Annotated in this window: 18 protein-coding genes; 1 reads left to right on the top strand and 17 read right to left on the bottom strand. The window is 67.6% G+C overall.

The features are described from left to right. Window positions 1-46: 46 nt before the first annotated feature. Window positions 47-934, top strand: a complete 888-nt coding sequence (locus ACZ4IF_RS33195) for a hypothetical protein (protein ID WP_467569609.1) — start codon at window positions 47-49, stop codon at window positions 932-934. Between the two features lie 200 nt (window positions 935-1134). On the opposite strand, the gene ACZ4IF_RS33200 is transcribed toward ACZ4IF_RS33195, so the two are convergent. From ACZ4IF_RS33200 to rpsH, 17 genes are all read right to left on the bottom strand, one after another. Next, window positions 1135-1476: a hypothetical protein gene (locus ACZ4IF_RS33200; RefSeq protein ID WP_467569611.1), complete on the bottom strand. Its 342-nt coding sequence runs from the start codon at window positions 1474-1476 to the stop codon at window positions 1135-1137. A gap of 277 nt (window positions 1477-1753) precedes the next feature. After that, window positions 1754-2620, bottom strand: coding sequence for a tRNA pseudouridine(38-40) synthase TruA (gene truA / locus ACZ4IF_RS33205; protein ID WP_467569613.1), 867 nt, complete (start codon window positions 2618-2620; stop codon window positions 1754-1756). Window positions 2621-2712: 92 nt separating this feature from the next. Further along, the gene (gene rplQ / locus ACZ4IF_RS33210; RefSeq protein WP_028805609.1) at window positions 2713-3216 is read right to left on the bottom strand and encodes a 50S ribosomal protein L17; all 504 of its coding nucleotides are present in this window, start codon (window positions 3214-3216) and stop codon (window positions 2713-2715) included. A gap of 171 nt (window positions 3217-3387) precedes the next feature. Then, window positions 3388-4410 carry a DNA-directed RNA polymerase subunit alpha gene (locus tag ACZ4IF_RS33215; protein WP_003966937.1) on the bottom strand — a complete coding sequence of 341 codons (1023 nt, stop codon included), beginning with the start codon at window positions 4408-4410 and terminating at the stop codon, window positions 3388-3390. Window positions 4411-4552: 142 nt separating this feature from the next. Further along, complete coding sequence (gene rpsK, locus ACZ4IF_RS33220; RefSeq protein ID WP_003956432.1) at window positions 4553-4957, bottom strand: 30S ribosomal protein S11; 405 nt, start codon at window positions 4955-4957, stop codon at window positions 4553-4555. 64 nt (window positions 4958-5021) lie between these two features. Beyond that, window positions 5022-5402, bottom strand: a complete 381-nt coding sequence (rpsM, locus tag ACZ4IF_RS33225; protein WP_028805755.1) for a 30S ribosomal protein S13 — start codon at window positions 5400-5402, stop codon at window positions 5022-5024. Between the two features lie 212 nt (window positions 5403-5614). Further along, the gene (rpmJ, locus tag ACZ4IF_RS33230; RefSeq protein ID WP_003974245.1) at window positions 5615-5728 is read right to left on the bottom strand and encodes a 50S ribosomal protein L36; all 114 of its coding nucleotides are present in this window, start codon (window positions 5726-5728) and stop codon (window positions 5615-5617) included. A 69-nt stretch (window positions 5729-5797) separates the two neighbouring features. Next, window positions 5798-6019 (bottom strand): translation initiation factor IF-1, encoded by a 222-nt coding sequence (infA, locus tag ACZ4IF_RS33235; protein ID WP_003948620.1) that lies wholly within the window; start codon window positions 6017-6019, stop codon window positions 5798-5800. 211 nt (window positions 6020-6230) lie between these two features. Continuing rightward, window positions 6231-7067: a type I methionyl aminopeptidase gene (map, locus tag ACZ4IF_RS33240; RefSeq protein ID WP_467569617.1), complete on the bottom strand. Its 837-nt coding sequence runs from the start codon at window positions 7065-7067 to the stop codon at window positions 6231-6233. Between the two features lie 276 nt (window positions 7068-7343). Then, window positions 7344-8000, bottom strand: coding sequence for an adenylate kinase (locus ACZ4IF_RS33245; RefSeq protein ID WP_028805753.1), 657 nt, complete (start codon window positions 7998-8000; stop codon window positions 7344-7346). After that, on the bottom strand, window positions 8000-9316 hold the full coding sequence (gene secY, locus ACZ4IF_RS33250; protein ID WP_467569619.1) for a preprotein translocase subunit SecY: 1317 nt from the start codon (window positions 9314-9316) through the stop codon (window positions 8000-8002). Before secY ends, ACZ4IF_RS33245 begins: the two co-directional genes overlap by 1 nt. A gap of 245 nt (window positions 9317-9561) precedes the next feature. Beyond that, complete coding sequence (gene rplO, locus ACZ4IF_RS33255; RefSeq protein ID WP_003974249.1) at window positions 9562-10017, bottom strand: 50S ribosomal protein L15; 456 nt, start codon at window positions 10015-10017, stop codon at window positions 9562-9564. A 2-nt stretch (window positions 10018-10019) separates the two neighbouring features. Beyond that, a complete protein-coding gene (rpmD, locus tag ACZ4IF_RS33260; RefSeq protein ID WP_003974250.1) occupies window positions 10020-10202 on the bottom strand; it encodes a 50S ribosomal protein L30 in 183 nt (60 codons plus the stop codon). Continuing rightward, on the bottom strand, window positions 10202-10807 hold the full coding sequence (rpsE, locus tag ACZ4IF_RS33265; RefSeq protein WP_046704422.1) for a 30S ribosomal protein S5: 606 nt from the start codon (window positions 10805-10807) through the stop codon (window positions 10202-10204). Before rpsE ends, rpmD begins: the two co-directional genes overlap by 1 nt. Window positions 10808-10848: 41 nt before the next feature. After that, window positions 10849-11232, bottom strand: coding sequence for a 50S ribosomal protein L18 (gene rplR, locus ACZ4IF_RS33270; RefSeq protein WP_095936049.1), 384 nt, complete (start codon window positions 11230-11232; stop codon window positions 10849-10851). 3 nt (window positions 11233-11235) lie between these two features. Further along, on the bottom strand, window positions 11236-11775 hold the full coding sequence (gene rplF, locus ACZ4IF_RS33275) for a 50S ribosomal protein L6 (protein ID WP_095936048.1): 540 nt from the start codon (window positions 11773-11775) through the stop codon (window positions 11236-11238). 24 nt (window positions 11776-11799) lie between these two features. Next, the gene (rpsH, locus tag ACZ4IF_RS33280; protein ID WP_014674378.1) at window positions 11800-12198 is read right to left on the bottom strand and encodes a 30S ribosomal protein S8; all 399 of its coding nucleotides are present in this window, start codon (window positions 12196-12198) and stop codon (window positions 11800-11802) included. Between the last annotated feature and the right edge of the window lie 148 nt (window positions 12199-12346).

Below are 12346 nucleotides of genomic sequence, written 5' to 3' on the forward strand. Positions count from 1 at the left end.
CGTGACGCGGAACGGCACCCCCCGGCGCACGTCTAAGATGCGGCGCATGAGTTATGGGCAGGGTGGGCAGGGACAGGCCCCTTGGGATCCCTGGAAGCCGGGTTCTCAGCAGCCTCAGTGGAGCGGTCAGAACGCGGGCGGGACTCCTGACTGGGCGGCACTCGCCGAGGCGTCGGAGACGCGGAACAGGCGCCGCAGGCTGCTGTTCATCGCCGGTGGAGCGCTCGCGACCGTCGCGGTCGGCGCGGCCGTCGCCGTGGCCGTCGTCTCCGCGAACGGCAACAACCAGGCCTCCAACCAGCCTTCCAACCTGCCGGCCACCGCGGACATCCCCAACTCCAGTACCGCGCCCGTCCCGTCCTTCGCGCCGACCTCGGCCCCGCCGCCGCTGGACCCGAAGGACTTCATATCCAGCGCGAAGAAGGACACGGCCCCGCTCAGCCCGGACATCCTCTTCCCGGGTACGCAGCTCACGATGGGCGACCGCGTCTACCGCAAGGGCCCGACGGCCGACACCAAGAAGTGCGCCTCGGCCGCGAAGGCCACCCTCCCGGCGGTCCTCACCAAGAACGACTGCACCCGCATGCTGCGCGTCACCTACGTCAAGGACGGCGTCGCGGTGACGGTCGGCGTGGCCGTGTTCGACACCGAGGCGGAGGCGACCAAGGCCCGGCACGAGGCGGACAAGAAGAGCATCGTCGCCTCGCTGTCCGGAAACGGCGTCAAGTCCTTCTGCGACTCCGCCGTCTGCCGCTCGACCACCAACGTCTACGGCCGCTACGTCTACTTCACGCTCGCCGGGTTCACCGACGGCAAGAACGTGACGGCCAAGGACACCAAGGTCTTCACGACCGGCGACGACCTCGGCGAGTTCGCCTTCCGGCAGATCCGCCGTCGCGGCGAGGCCCAGGCCTCCGCCGCGGCCAACGAGTGACGCACACCGGCCCGCCGCGCGAGCGGCACACCGGGCGCTGACCGAGAGCCCGCGCCGCGTCGGCGCGGTACCCCGGTCGGCGGCCCAGAGTCCGCCCGGCGTCCGCCCGGCGCCCCGGCACGCCGACGCCCGGTCCGACGCCCGGTCCGGCGGCCGGCCCGGAGGCGGCACGGTGAGCGGTGTACCGGGCCTTTGCCGCGTCAGCGACGGCGCTCCGGCAGCCGCACCGTGACAGGGCGCGGCCGCTCGGTGCGCACCACCCTGTACCGCTCGTCCAGCACCGCGGCCGTGCTCGCCCGCAAGGGGGTGCGGGTGACGCCCAGCCCCGTCGACACCAGCCACAGCCGTCGGCGGCCCGACAGGCAGTCGGCGGGCACGTCGCACTCGACGGCCGCGTACGAGCCGGTCTGCCGGGCCGTACGGCGCGCCAGGACGTCGTCGGGCCGGGTCCCCCCGCGCAGCTCGTACGCCATGGCCTTGCGCTCCCCGAACACCCCGCTGTCCAGGATGCCGTCGCCCGGGCGCCGGGCGGCCCGCACCACGCGCCCGACGACCCGCGAAGTCCGGCTCGCCCGGGAGGTCCTGACGTGCCGCCGGCACCGCGGGCCACACCTGGACGGCGAACCCGGCGACGGCCCCGGCCGGCAGCAGCGCGCCCGCCACCCTCGTCGAGCAGGCCCGCGCGAGGGCGAAGTCGGCGTCGAGAACGAGGATGTACGTGCCGTCGGTGCGTTCGAAGCCGAAGTGCAGGTTGCCCCGTCCCGCCGCTGCCGCAGGACCGTCACCCGCGGGGAGCACTCCGCGTGACGGCTCAGGCGGTCAGCAGGCTTCGCACTCCGGGGCCCCGGGCAGCGTGCGCTTGTTCCGGGCCTCCTTGTTCCGCGCGGCCAGCAACGCGTCGGCGGGGTAGCCCACTTCTTCGAGCGTCAGCCCGTGCGGCCGTACGACATGCACGGCCGAGTCCCGTACGCCCGCGGCGAGCACCTTGCCGGGCCAGTCGGCACCGCGGTGCCCGTCGCCCACGAACAGCAGCGCCCCGATCAGTGACCGCACCATGTTGTGGCAGAAGGCATCGGCGCGGACGGTGGCCGTGATGATCCCGTCGTGACCGCGGACCAGGCTCAGTTCCTGGAGCGTGCGGATCGTCGTCGCGCCCTCGCGCTTCTTGCAGTAGGCGGCGAAGTCGTGCTCGCCGAGGAGCCGCCCGGCCGCCTCGTTCATGGCGTCGACGTCCAACGGCCAGTCGTGCCACAGGACATGGTTGCGCAGCAGCGGGTCCACACCGCCGGGGTTGTCGGTGACCCGGTAGGCGTAGCGCCGCCAGATCGCGGAGAAGCGGGCGTTGAACCCGGCGGGAGCCTCGGCCAGCCGCCAGATGCGCACGTCCTTGGGCAGCCGTCCGGCCAGCCGCTTCAGCAGCTTCTCCTGGTGCTCGGCCCACAGCGCCTCGGGCAGATCGACGTGGGCCACCTGGCCGCGGGCGTGCACCCCCGCGTCCGTGCGCCCGGCCACGGTCAGCTCGTACGTGGTGTCCTTCGACCGGGTCACCGTCCGCAGGGCGTCCTCGATCTCCGCCTGCACGGTCCTGCGGCCCCCGGCCTGCTTGGCCCAGCCGGAGAACTCGGTGCCGTCGTACGACAGATCCATCCGCACCCGCACGAACCCGGGCGCCGCCTCATCACTCACAAACAGATCCTCTCAAGGCTCGTTCCCCTGGCAGGGAACGCGAAAGCGGGCCCGCCCCGCAGGGGCGGACCCGCTCAACGCAAGGCGATGCCTCAGGCGTCCTTGGACTCCTCGGCGGCCTCCTCGGCCGGCTTGGCGTCCTCGACGACCTCGGCCGGAGCCTCGGCCTTGACCTCGGCGTCCTTGGCGGCACGCTTGGTGGCCGCCTCGGCCTCACCGGTGGCCTGCTGGGCCACGGTCAGGGCCTCCACCAGCTCGATGACAGCCATGGGCGCGTTGTCGCCACGGCGGTTACCGATCTTGGTGATACGGGTGTAACCACCCGGGCGGTTCTCGTAGCGCGGGCCGATCTCGGTGAAGAGCGTGTGCACGACGCTCTTGTCCGTGATCACCGAGAGCACCTGGCGGCGGTTGTGAAGGTCACCCTTCTTCGCCTTGGTGACCAGACGCTCGGCGTACGGGCGCAGGCGACGGGCCTTCGCCTCGGTGGTGGTGATGCGGCCGTGCTCGAAGAGCGACTTCGCGAGGTTCGCGAGGAGCAGCTTCTCGTGCGCGGCGCTGCCGCCCAGACGGGCACCCTTGGTGGGCTTCGGCATTGTTCTTCTCCTGTGTGTCTGCCCCGGCCGTATCAGGTACCGAGGTCAGTATCCGAGCAGGCGGTCGCCTGTCGGAGATCCAGGCCCCCGAAGGGGCCTGGAAGGGGCGCGGGGAACTGCGCGTTCAGCCACAGCGCTCCCGCGCCCGGGTACGGACCGGTGGTCCCGAGCTCAGTACTGCTCGGTCTCCACGAAGCCCGCGTCCGCGTCGTCGTCGGCGCCGAAGGCGTCGGCGGCGGCGGTCGGGTCGAATCCGGGCGGGCTGTCCTTCAGGGCCAGGCCCATGCCGGCCAGCTTCGCCTTGACCTCGTCGATGGACTTCGCACCGAAGTTGCGGATGTCCAGGAGGTCGGCCTCGGAGCGGGCGACGAGCTCACCCACGGAGTGGATGCCCTCACGCTTGAGGCAGTTGTACGAGCGGACCGTGAGCTCCAGCTCCTCGATCGGCAGCGCGAGGTCGGCGGCAAGGGCGGCGTCCGTGGGGGACGGGCCCATGTCGATGCCCTCGGCGTCGATGTTGAGCTCGCGGGCCAGACCGAACAGCTCGACCAGGGTCTTACCGGCCGACGCCATGGCGTCACGGGGACGCATGGCCTGCTTGGTCTCGACGTCGACGATCAGCTTGTCGAAGTCGGTGCGCTGCTCGACACGGGTCGCCTCGACCTTGTAGGTGACCTTCAGCACGGGGCTGTAGATGGAGTCGACCGGGATGCGGCCGATCTCCTGGCCCACCTGCTTGTTCTGCACGGCGGAGACGTAGCCGCGACCGCGCTCGACGGTCAGCTCCATCTCCAGCTTGCCCTTGCCGTTGAGCGTGGCGAGGACCAGGTCGGGGTTGTGCACCTCGACACCGGCCGGGGGCGCGATGTCGGCGGCGGTGACGAGACCCGGGCCCTGCTTGCGCAGGTACATCACGACGGGCTCGTCGTGCTCCGAGGAGACGACCAGCTGCTTGATGTTGAGGATCAGGTCGGTGACATCCTCCTTGACGCCCGGCACGGTGGTGAACTCGTGCAGAACGCCGTCGATGCGGATGGACGTGACCGCCGCACCCGGGATCGAGGAGAGGAGCGTACGACGCAGGGAGTTGCCGAGGGTGTAACCGAAGCCCGGCTCCAGCGGCTCGATCACGAACCGGGAGCGGAACTCGTCGACGACCTCTTCGGTCAACGAGGGACGCTGAGCGATCAGCATGTGTGGATCAGATCCTTCTTTCGTGGACGCCCGCTATTTGACGCCCGACGGAACCGCACGTTTCACAGTGCGGGTATTGCAAGGGTACGGGCGGCACCGCTCCGAAGAGCCGTACCGCCCGAAACCTCAAGACAACCGAGCCTCAGACGCGGCGGCGCTTGGGCGGACGGCAGCCGTTGTGCGGGGTGGGGGTGACGTCCTGGATGGAGCCGACCTCGAGGCCCGTGGCCTGGAGGGAGCGGATCGCGGTCTCGCGACCGGAGCCCGGGCCCTTCACGAAGACGTCGACCTTGCGCATGCCGTGCTCCTGCGCGCGGCGGGCGGCCGACTCGGCGGCCATCTGCGCGGCGAAGGGGGTGGACTTGCGCGAGCCCTTGAAGCCGACGTGGCCGGCGGAGGCCCAGGAGATCACGTTGCCCGAGGGGTCCGTGATCGAGACGATCGTGTTGTTGAACGTGCTCTTGATGTGCGCGTGGCCGTGAGCGACGTTCTTCTTTTCCTTGCGGCGCACCTTCTTGGCAGCGCCCTGACGACCCTTGGGGGGCATCTATTACTCCTACGGGAGGTGGTCGGTCCTACAGCGAAGACCGCTGATGAGCGTCCGCTGAGGACTACTTCTTGCCCGGCTTCTTCTTACCGGCGATGGCGCGACGCGGGCCCTTGCGGGTACGAGCGTTCGTGCTGGTGCGCTGACCGTGGACGGGCAGGCCACGGCGGTGGCGCAGACCCTGGTAGCAGCCGATCTCGACCTTGCGGCGGATGTCGGCCTGAATCTCACGACGGAGGTCACCCTCGGTCTTCAGATTGGCGTCCACGTACTCGCGGATCTTGACCAGCTCCTCCTCGGAGAGGTCACGAACGCGGGTGTTCGGGTTCACGCCGGTCTCGGCCAGCGTCTGCTGGGAAAGGGTCCGGCCGATGCCGAACACGTAGGTGAGGGCGACCTCCACACGCTTGTCGCGCGGGATGTCAACACCGGAAACGCGTGCCATTCAATGGCTCCAGTTGTCGTTCGGAGGTCTTCCGCAGAACCGGCTCCCAGCCGCCGTACCAGGTACGAACTGGGTCCCCGGCCTCCGCCCGGGGGTGTCGGAACCGAAGTGGACTGATCTGCGATCTGAACGTCCGGGTCCGGGTTCTGCGTATGAACATGTACTGCTATGCGTCGCGCGAGATCTGCGGGTGCAGAAGGTGCGGTCGTGCGTCAGCCCTGGCGCTGCTTGTGGCGCGGGTTGTCGCAGATGACCATGACCCGGCCGTGACGGCGGATCACCCTGCACTTGTCGCAGATCTTCTTGACGCTCGGCTTGACCTTCATTGGGTGAGGTTCTCCGGGTCAGTGCCACCCCCCGCGCCCCGGAACGGGAACACGGAGTAAAGGCAAGATCTACTTGTACCGGTAGACGATCCGGCCACGCGTCAGGTCGTACGGAGACAGCTCCACCACGACCCGGTCGTCAGGGAGGATGCGGATGTAGTGCATACGCATCTTGCCGCTGATGTGTGCCAGGACCTGGTGGCCGTTCTGGAGCTCGACCTTGAACATGGCGTTCGGAAGAGACTCGACGACAGTGCCCTCGATCTCGATGGCACCTTGCTTCTTGGCCACGCTTCGCCCTTCGAATCGACTACCTTGATCGGCTCCCCACGAGTGCATGCAGGCATGCGGGTGCACGGGAGCCGACGAGTCAGTCTACGTCAGTGGTCTCGGAAAGACGAATCGAGAAAGAATGCCCAGCTGGGGAGATCTTTAAGCCAGCGGGTGAAAGCGACGGCGCGACCGGCAGGGCCGCGCGCCGTCGGAACGGGTCCCGCGCCGATCAGGCGAGCGGGTCCGGGGCGGCGGTGACGCCGTACTCGGCCAGCTTGGCCTTGCCGCCGTCCAGGGCGGTGAGGACCAGCGGACCCTGCTCCGTCAGCGCGACGGAGTGCTCCCAGTGCGAGGACCAGGTGCCGTCCGTCGTGATGACGGTCCATTCGTCCTCGAGGACCTCCGTCTTCGGCGTGCCGAGCGACACCATCGGCTCGATGGCGAGGCAGAGACCGGGGATCAGCTTGGGACCCTTGCCTCGCCTGCGCTCGACGTAGTTCAACAGGTGCGGGTCCATGTGCATCTCGGTGCCGATGCCGTGGCCGCCGTAGTCCTCGATGATCCCGTAGCGGCCGCCGCCGGGCTTGGGCTGACGGCGGATATACGTCTCGATGGCGCGGGAGACGTCCACGAGGCGGTTGCCCTGCTTCATCGCCGCGATGCCCGCCCACATCGACTCCTCGGTCACCCGGGAGAGCTCGACCAGCTCCGGAGCGTGACCACCGCCGACGAACGCCGTGAACGCGGCGTCGCCGTGCCAGCCGTCCACGATCGCGCCGGCGTCGATGGAGATGATGTCGCCGTCCTTCAGGACGGTCTTCTCGTCCGGGATGCCGTGGACGACGACCTCGTTGGCCGAGGTGCAGATCGTCGCCGGGAAGCCGCCGTACCCGAGGAAGTTCGACTTCGCCCCGTGCTCGGCGAGCACCTTGCGGGCCACCTCGTCGAGGTCCTTGGTGGTGGCGCCGGGCACGGCCGCCTCACGGGTGGCCGCATGAATGGCGGCGACGACCAGCCCCGCCTCGCGCATCTTGGCGATCTGCTCGGGGGTCTTGATCTGCACCATGGCGGCTGCGGCCTTTCTGACCGGAGAGTACGGACGCTTCAGCTTCAACGATACGGGGGGTTGCGGCGCGGCCGGCGCCGGAGGGCCGGGGCCGTCCGCCGACGCGGGAGTGTCCGCACCGACCCGGGACTCGGGCTCCCGCCGGGCCGAGGGGCGCTCGGCCGGCGCGGCGCTCCCGTCGACGCGTGGGCTGCTCCCACGCCTCGGCCGCGACACCCTCTCAGGATGCCGCGGCCGAAGTGACGTGCCGGCTGTGCGTTCCCGCGTCCCGCGGTACTACGCGGCCTCGCGGGCCAGGGCCTCCATCGCGCGCCCCGTGACCTCTTCCACCTTGCCGAGCGCGGAGATCGTGACGACCAGGCCCTGGGCCTTGTAGTAGTCGATGATCGGCTCGGTCTGCGTGTGGTAGACCTCGAGGCGCTTGCGGACGGTCTCCTCGGAGTCGTCGTCCCGCTGGTACAGCTCGCCGCCGCAGACGTCGCAGACGCCTTCCTTCTTCGGCTGCTTGTACGTGACGTGGAAGACGTGCGCCGAGTCGTTGCGGCAGATGCGGCGGCCGGCGATGCGCTTGACCACCTCGTCCTCGGGGACCTCCAGGTCCAGAACCGCGTCCAGCTTCATGCCCTCGGACTGCAGCATCTCGTCCAGCGCCTCGGCCTGCGAGACGTTGCGCGGGAAACCGTCCAGGAGGAAGCCGTTCTCCGCGTCGGGCTGCTCCATGCGGTCCTTGGCCATCGCGATGGTGACCTCGTCGGGTACCAGCTCGCCCTTGTCCATGTAGGACTTCGCCAGTTTGCCCAGTTCCGTCTGCCTGCTGATGTTGGCGCGGAACAGGTCGCCCGTGGAGATGTGCGGGATCGACAGGTTCTTGGCGAGGAACGCGGCCTGCGTTCCCTTGCCGGCACCGGGCGGCCCGACGAGGACGATTCGCATCAGCGGAGGAACCCTTCGTAATTGCGCTGCTGAAGCTGGCTCTCGATCTGCTTCACCGTCTCGAGGCCGACACCCACGATGATCAGGATGCTGGTACCACCGAACGGGAAGTTCTGGCTTGCCCCGAAGCCAACCAACGCCATCGTCGGTACGAGAGCGATCAGACCCAGATACAGCGAACCCGGCCAGGTGATCCGGTTGAGCACGTAGCTGAGGTACTCAGCGGTCGGTCGGCCAGCCCGGATGCCCGGGATGAAGCCACCATACTTCTTCATGTTGTCCGCGACTTCCTCGGGGTTGAACGAGATCGCCACGTAGAAGAACGCGAAGAAAACGATCAGAAGGAAGTACAAACTGATGTAAATCGGGTGGTCACCCTTGGTCAGATTCTGGGTCACCCAGGTCTTCCAGCCGGAATTGCCCTTCGAGAACTGGGCGACCAGTGCCGGAATGTAGAGCAGCGACGAGGCGAAGATGACAGGAATCACACCGGCCTGATTCACCTTCAACGGGATGTACGTGGACGTACCACCGTAGGAACGGCGTCCGATCATGCGCTTCGCGTACTGGACCGGAATGCGGCGCTGAGCCTGCTCGACGAAGACGACCAGGCCGACCATGACGAGACCGACCAGGATCACGGTGCTGAACTCGATCCAGCCGCCGGCCAGCGAGCCCTGCTCCTTGATGGCCCACAGCGCGGACGGGAACGTCGCGGCGATCGAGATGAACATCAGGATCGACATGCCGTTGCCGATGCCGCGGTCGGTGATGAGCTCACCGAGCCACATGACGACGGCCGTACCGGCGGTCATCGTGACGACCATGGTGATGGTGACGAAGATCGACTGATCCGGCACGATCTGACCGGCGACCGGGCAGCTGCTGAACAGGGCGCCGCTGCGCGCGGTCGCGACCAGGCCGGTGCCCTGGAGGATGGCGAGGGCCACCGTCAGGTAACGGGTGTACTGCGTGATCTTCGCGGTGCCGGCCTGACCCTCCTTCTTGAGGGCTTCGAGGCGCGGGATCACCACCGTCAGCAGCTGCAGAATGATGCTCGCCGTGATGTACGGCATGATGCCCAGCGCGAAGATCGTGATCTGCAGCAGCGCGCCACCACTGAACATGTTGACCAGGCCGAACAGACCCTGGTTGCCTTTCGAGGCCACGTCGATGCAGGTCTGGACGTTCTTGTAGTCGACGCCGGGGATCGGAATGTGCGTACCGACCCGGTAGACCACGATGATGCCGAGCGTGAAGAGCAGCTTCTTGCGCAGGTCGGGTGTCCTGAACGCCCGGGCGAACGCGGTGAGCACGGTGCCTCCTGCGACCCCCGCGCTACTGCGTCAGAGGTGACGGTCTTGAGGTTCGACGGATTACTGACAGCTAACCAACAGTCAAAGGCCGTCCGGAGTTCCCCAAGGGCCACGCCGGACGAAAATCAACAGTGCAGGCCACCTTACCGGCGACACTGCCCCCCTTGGAACGACCAACCGGGGATGCCCCATTTGTGGGGCATCCCCGGTCGGGATCGCTCAAGTCATCGAGACGCCTGATGAATTCAGACGAGCTCGGTGACGGTACCGCCGGCGGCGGTGATCTTCTCCTTGGCGGAGCCGGAGACGGCGTCGACCGTCACCTGCAGCGCCACGGAGATCTCGCCCTGGCCGAGGACCTTGACGAGGCTGTTCTTGCGAACGGCACCCTTGGCGACGAGACCCTCGACGGTGACCTCGCCACCCTCCGGGTACAGCGCGGCCAGCTTGTCGAGGTTCACGACCTGGAACTCGGTCTTGAACGGGTTCTTGAAGCCCTTCAGCTTCGGGAGGCGCATGTGGAGGGGCATCTGCCCACCCTCGAAGCGCTCCGGAACCTGGTAGCGGGCCTTCGTGCCCTTGGTACCACGACCGGCCGTCTTACCCTTCGACGCCTCACCACGACCGACACGGGTCTTGGCGGTCTTGGCGCCGGGGGCGGGACGGAGGTTGTGGATCTTGAGCGGGTTGTTCTCCGCCATGATCAGTCGACCTCCTCGACCGTCACGAGGTGGCGGACGGTGTGCACCATGCCGCGGAACTCGGGGCGGTCCTCCTTGACGACCTGCGTGTTGATGCCCTTGAGACCAAGGGAGCGCAGGGTGTCACGGTGGTTCTGCTTGCTGCCGATGTACGACTTCACCTGCGTGATCTTGAGCTGCGCCATTACGCACCAGCCCCGGCACGCGCACGGAGAAGAGCCGCGGGGGCGACGTCCTCGAGGGGCAGACCACGGCGAGCCGCGATCTCCTCGGGACGCTGCAGGCCCTTGAGGGCCTCCACGGTCGCGTGCACGATGTTGATCGCGTTGGAAGAACCGAGCGACTTCGACAGGATGTCGTGAACGCCGGCGCACTCGAGCACTGCACGCACCGGGCCACCGGCGATAACGCCGGTACCGGGAGAAGCAGGCTTGAGCAGGACGACGCCCGCCGCCTTCTCACCCGTGATCGGGTGCGGGATGGTGCCCTGGATACGGGGGACCTTGAAGAAGTGCTTCTTGGCCTCCTCCACACCCTTGGCGATGGCGGCCGGCACCTCCTTGGCCTTGCCGTAACCGACACCCACGGTGCCGTCACCGTCGCCCACCACGACCAGCGCGGTGAAGCTGAAGCGACGACCACCCTTCACAACCTTGGCGACGCGGTTGATCGCGACAACGCGCTCAACGTACGCGGTCTTCTCGGCAGCAGCTGCGCCGCCGTCACGGCCCTTCCGGTCCCGCCGCTCGCCGCCACCGGCACCGCCACCGCGGCGCTGGGGTCCAGCCATTGGAATTACCTCTCTCTGTTTCCGCTAGCTACGGAACCGACTCAGAACTTGAGTCCGGCTTCGCGGGCGGCGTCCGCCAGGGCGGCGATGCGCCCGGCGTACTGGTTTCCACCACGGTCGAATACGACAGTCTCGACACCGGCGGCCTTGGCGCGCTCGGCGACCAGGGCGCCGACCGACTTGGCCTGCGCGGACTTGTCGCCCTCGCCACCGCGGATCGTGGTGTCCAGGGTCGACGCCGACGCGAGGGTGTGACCCTGCACGTCGTCGATGACCTGGGCCACGATGTGGCGGTTGGAGCGCGTCACGACCAGGCGCGGACGCTCGGCCGTACCCGAGATGTGCTTACGGATCCGGATGTGACGACGCTTGATGGCAGCACGCTTGTAAGCGTCGCCCTTAGCAATCTTGACACCGTATGCCATGGCTTACTTACCCGCCTTTCCGACCTTGCGGCGGATGACTTCGCCTTCGTACTTGACGCCCTTGGCCTTGTACGGGTCGGGCTTGCGCAGCTTGCGGATGTTGGCCGCAACCTCGCCGACCTTCTGCTTGTCGATGCCCTCGACCGAGAAACGGGTGGGGGCCTCCACCTTGAAGGTGATGCCCTCGGGGGCCTCGACGGTGATCGGGTGGCTGTAGCCGAGCGAGAACTCCAGGTTGGAGCCCTTGGCGACAACGCGGTAACCGACACCGCTGATCTCGAGCTTCTTCACGTAACCCTGGGTCACGCCGGTGATCATGTTCGCCACCAGCGTGCGGGACAGGCCGTGGAGGGCCTTGTTCTGACGCTCGTCGTTCGGGCGGGTGACGTTCAGAACGCCGTCCTCACCCTTAGCGATCTCGATCGGCGACGCGACGGTGTGGGTGAGGTTGCCCTTGGGGCCCTTCACCTGGACCGTACGGCCGTCGATGGTGACGTCCACGCCGGCGGGAACCGTGATGGGGAGCTTGCCAATACGCGACATAGCTGTTTCCTCCGTTCCCTTCCGCTACCAGACGTAGGCGAGAACTTCTCCGCCTACGCCCTTCTTGCCGGCCTGCTTGTCGGTGAGGAGCCCGTGCGACGTGGAGATGATCGCCACGCCGAGGCCGCCGAGCACCTTCGGCAGGTTGGTGGACTTCGCGTAAACCCGGAGACCGGGCTTGGAGATCCGCTTGATGCCCGCGATGGAGCGCTCACGGTTCGGGCCGAACTTCAGCTCGAGGACGAGGTTCTTGCCGACCTCGGCGTCCTCGACCTTCCAGCCCGTGATGAAGCCCTCCTGCTGGAGGATCTCCGCGATGTGCGACTTGATCTTGCTGTGCGGCATCGACACGGAGTCGTGGTATGCCGAGTTCGCGTTACGCAGACGCGTAAGCATGTCTGCGATCGGATCAGTCATGGTCATGAATTGGCCTTCGGCCTCTCTCGCCGGGGTTTCCTGTATGCGCCATCCCTCTCCCCGCTCATGGGCGGGACGGGTGCGGCGCGGGGACCTACGGCGTAGTAAGTCGTACGGGCGTCGGGCGCCCAACCCTCCTAGCCTAAGCCATGGA

Source organism: Streptomyces sp. NPDC025784 (genome assembly GCF_055558435.1).